At 73.9% G+C, this 1,639-nt stretch carries 1 protein-coding gene; it reads right to left on the bottom strand.

What is annotated here, in order from left to right:
• On the bottom strand, nt 1–1,639 hold a 1,639-nt coding region (locus ACFVHV_RS43775; protein ID WP_380359483.1), incomplete at both ends, for an amidase.

Genomic DNA, 1,639 nt, shown 5'->3' with positions numbered 1-1,639 from the left:
GCCCGGTCGTCTCGAAGGCGGCGGCGAGCTGGAGCAGCAGGTTGTCGTCGTAGGCGCGGCCCGCGAAGGTCAGCCCCACCGGCATGCCGATGTCGGTCATGGTGCCCATCGGCACGGTCACGGTCGGGATGCCGAGGTGGCGCGGGACGAGATTGCCGTTCGCGACCCACACGCCGTTGCGCCAGCCGAGGTCGGCGGAGGCCTCGTTCACGTCCATGTCGGCCGGGCCGACGTCGGCGACGGCGGGGAAGACCACGGCGTCCAGGCCGAGCCCGTCCATCCACTGCTCCAGGTCGATCCTGCGGGTCTCCTCCAGGCCGCGCAGGCCCTCCTCGAGGTGCGGCATGTCGGTGAAGGACGCGTACGGGCGCTCGCGAACGAAGCGCGGGTAGTCGCCGATCGTGTCGTCGAAGCCGGCGTAGCGGTCGGGGAGTTCGCCCTGGTGCTTGGGGAAGATGCGGTCGCCGTCGACCTCGGTCAGGGTGGCGAGCCGCGGGTCGCCGTTGGCGCGCAGGAAGTCGTCCCATGCCCAGGCGGACAGGTCCTCGATCTCGACGGCGAGGAAGTCGCGGCCGACCAGGCCGCGGGTGGGCAGCGAGGGCGCGCCGGGGCGGTCGGACTCGTAGTTGGTCACCACGGGGAAGTCGACCTCGACGACCTCGGCGCCCGCGGCCTCAAGGTCGCGGCGGGCGGCCTGCCACAGGGCGATGACGGAGGCGCGGGTGTCGATCCGCTGCCCGGTCTGGCCGCCGATGCCGCCGTCGGGGTTGGTCCCGGCGTCGGGGTCGGCGTTGATGTACATCCCGGGCACGCCGACGCGCTTGCCGGCGAGCGTCGCGCGCGCCGCCGCCGCGTCCGCCGGGGCCAGTGCCGGGTAGGAGGCCGGACGGACCCGGGACGGTGCGGGGAGTCGCACCCAGGGCTGGGACCGCCACAGGTCGCCGCGGGTGTCCGGGTCGTCGGCGACGACGACGTCGAGCAGTTCGAGGAGGTCGGCCATGGTGCGGGTGTGCGGGACCACGACGTCCATGGTCGGTACGAGTGGCCAGTTGCCGCGCACCGAGATCACGCCGCGGCTGGGGGTGTAGGCGCACAGGGCGTTGTACGAGGCGGGCGCCCGGCCCGAGGACCAGGTCTCCTCGCCGAGGCCGAACGCGCCGAACGAGGCCGCCGTGGCGGTGCCCGAGCCGTTCGACGAGCCGGAGCCGTACGCGCTGGTCAGCCAGTCGGCGCTGTAGGGGCTCTCGGCGCGGCCGTAGACGCCGCGCTGCATGCCGCCGTTCGCCATCGGGGGCATGTTGGTCAGGCCGATGAGCACGGCACCGGCGGCGCGCAGCCGCTCGATGGCGAAGGCGTCGCGCTGGGCGACGAGGTGTTCGAACGCGGGTGAGCCGGCGGCGGCGGTCAGGCCCTTGGCGAGGTAGCTGTCCTTCGCGGTGTAGGGGATGCCGTCGAGGGGGCCGAGCGTCTCGCCGCGGGCGCGGCGGGCGTCGGAGGCCTCGGCGTCGGCGCGGGCGTCCGGATTCATCACGACGAGTGAGTTGAGCGCCGTGGTGGTGCCGGGCCGGTCGTAGGCCTCGATCCGGGCGAGGTAGGCGTCGAGCAGGCCGACCGCGGTGGTCTCGCCCTTCTCCAGCGC

The sequence above is a fragment of the Kitasatospora sp. NPDC127116 genome, from assembly GCF_042677365.1.
GTDB classification, from domain to species: domain Bacteria; phylum Actinomycetota; class Actinomycetes; order Streptomycetales; family Streptomycetaceae; genus Kitasatospora; species Kitasatospora lactacystinica.
The sequence above is the reverse complement of the archived record's forward strand: the minus strand, read 5'-3'. Positions and strand labels throughout refer to the sequence as shown.